Genomic DNA, 2,131 nt, shown 5'->3' with positions numbered 1-2,131 from the left:
GTCTATAATTCGCCCCACTTCCGGCGCAGTCGAAACGGAAAACTCCTTGGTAAACAAAGAGTTATGCGAGATTCGACAGCGACCTGCTTCAGTTCATCGAGGCCCAGAAGGAGTTGGTAGAGCGGTGTTGTCTGGCTCTATTAACGTTTCGATCTTCTCGGTCGAAAGCGGAGAAAAAGAGGTGTTGACAGCAGCGTGTAACGCTGTAGAATTCGCCTCCCGCTGACGAGAGATCGGAAGCGCAAGTGGTTGAAGTTGTTGAAGAATTCTTCGAAAACTTCTGAAAATAATCACTTGACAGCAAATGAGGCTGCTGTAGAATGCGCGCCTCGGTTGAGACGAAAGATCTTAACCAACCGCTCTTTAACAACTGAATCAAGCAATTCGTGTGGGTGCTTGTGGAGTCAGACTGATAGTCAACAAGATTATCAGCATCACAAGTTACTCCGCGAGAAATCAAAGATGTAACCAACGATTGCTGAGCCAAGTTTAGGGTTTCTTAAAAACCCAAAGATGTTTGAACTGAAGAGTTTGATCATGGCTCAGATTGAACGCTGGCGGCAGGCCTAACACATGCAAGTCGAGCGGTAGAGAGAAGCTTGCTTCTCTTGAGAGCGGCGGACGGGTGAGTAATGCCTAGGAATCTGCCTGGTAGTGGGGGATAACGTTCGGAAACGGACGCTAATACCGCATACGTCCTACGGGAGAAAGCAGGGGACCTTCGGGCCTTGCGCTATCAGATGAGCCTAGGTCGGATTAGCTAGTTGGTGAGGTAATGGCTCACCAAGGCGACGATCCGTAACTGGTCTGAGAGGATGATCAGTCACACTGGAACTGAGACACGGTCCAGACTCCTACGGGAGGCAGCAGTGGGGAATATTGGACAATGGGCGAAAGCCTGATCCAGCCATGCCGCGTGTGTGAAGAAGGTCTTCGGATTGTAAAGCACTTTAAGTTGGGAGGAAGGGTTGTAGATTAATACTCTGCAATTTTGACGTTACCGACAGAATAAGCACCGGCTAACTCTGTGCCAGCAGCCGCGGTAATACAGAGGGTGCAAGCGTTAATCGGAATTACTGGGCGTAAAGCGCGCGTAGGTGGTTTGTTAAGTTGGATGTGAAATCCCCGGGCTCAACCTGGGAACTGCATTCAAAACTGACTGACTAGAGTGTGGTAGAGGGTGGTGGAATTTCCTGTGTAGCGGTGAAATGCGTAGATATAGGAAGGAACACCAGTGGCGAAGGCGACCACCTGGACCAACACTGACACTGAGGTGCGAAAGCGTGGGGAGCAAACAGGATTAGATACCCTGGTAGTCCACGCCGTAAACGATGTCAACTAGCCGTTGGGAGCCTTGAGCTCTTAGTGGCGCAGCTAACGCATTAAGTTGACCGCCTGGGGAGTACGGCCGCAAGGTTAAAACTCAAATGAATTGACGGGGGCCCGCACAAGCGGTGGAGCATGTGGTTTAATTCGAAGCAACGCGAAGAACCTTACCAGGCCTTGACATCCAATGAACTTTCCAGAGATGGATTGGTGCCTTCGGGAACATTGAGACAGGTGCTGCATGGCTGTCGTCAGCTCGTGTCGTGAGATGTTGGGTTAAGTCCCGTAACGAGCGCAACCCTTGTCCTTAGTTACCAGCACGTTATGGTGGGCACTCTAAGGAGACTGCCGGTGACAAACCGGAGGAAGGTGGGGATGACGTCAAGTCATCATGGCCCTTACGGCCTGGGCTACACACGTGCTACAATGGTCGGTACAGAGGGTTGCCAAGCCGCGAGGTGGAGCTAATCCCACAAAACCGATCGTAGTCCGGATCGCAGTCTGCAACTCGACTGCGTGAAGTCGGAATCGCTAGTAATCGCGAATCAGAATGTCGCGGTGAATACGTTCCCGGGCCTTGTACACACCGCCCGTCACACCATGGGAGTGGGTTGCACCAGAAGTAGCTAGTCTAACCTTCGGGAGGACGGTTACCACGGTGTGATTCATGACTGGGGTGAAGTCGTAACAAGGTAGCCGTAGGGGAACCTGCGGCTGGATCACCTCCTTAATCGACGACATCAGCTGCTCCATAAGTTCCCACACGAATTGCTTGATTCATTGAAGAAGACGATAAGAAGCAGCC

1 protein-coding gene and 1 rRNA gene are annotated in these 2,131 nt (G+C 51.5%); both read left to right on the top strand.

Features of this window, described 5'->3' with window-relative positions; genetic code table 11:
* On the top strand, positions 1 to 226 hold a 226-nt coding region (locus H0Z09_RS27450), incomplete at its 5' end, for a hypothetical protein (protein WP_238340311.1).
* Between the two features lie 293 nt (positions 227 to 519).
* Positions 520 to 2,056 (top strand): 16S ribosomal RNA (locus H0Z09_RS27155).
* The last annotated feature ends 75 nt before the right edge of the window (positions 2,057 to 2,131 follow it).

It is taken from the genome of Pseudomonas sp. SWRI18 (assembly GCF_014268345.1).
Taxonomy (GTDB): domain Bacteria; phylum Pseudomonadota; class Gammaproteobacteria; order Pseudomonadales; family Pseudomonadaceae; genus Aquipseudomonas; species Aquipseudomonas cedrina.
This window is presented reverse-complemented; position numbering and strand designations above follow the sequence as displayed.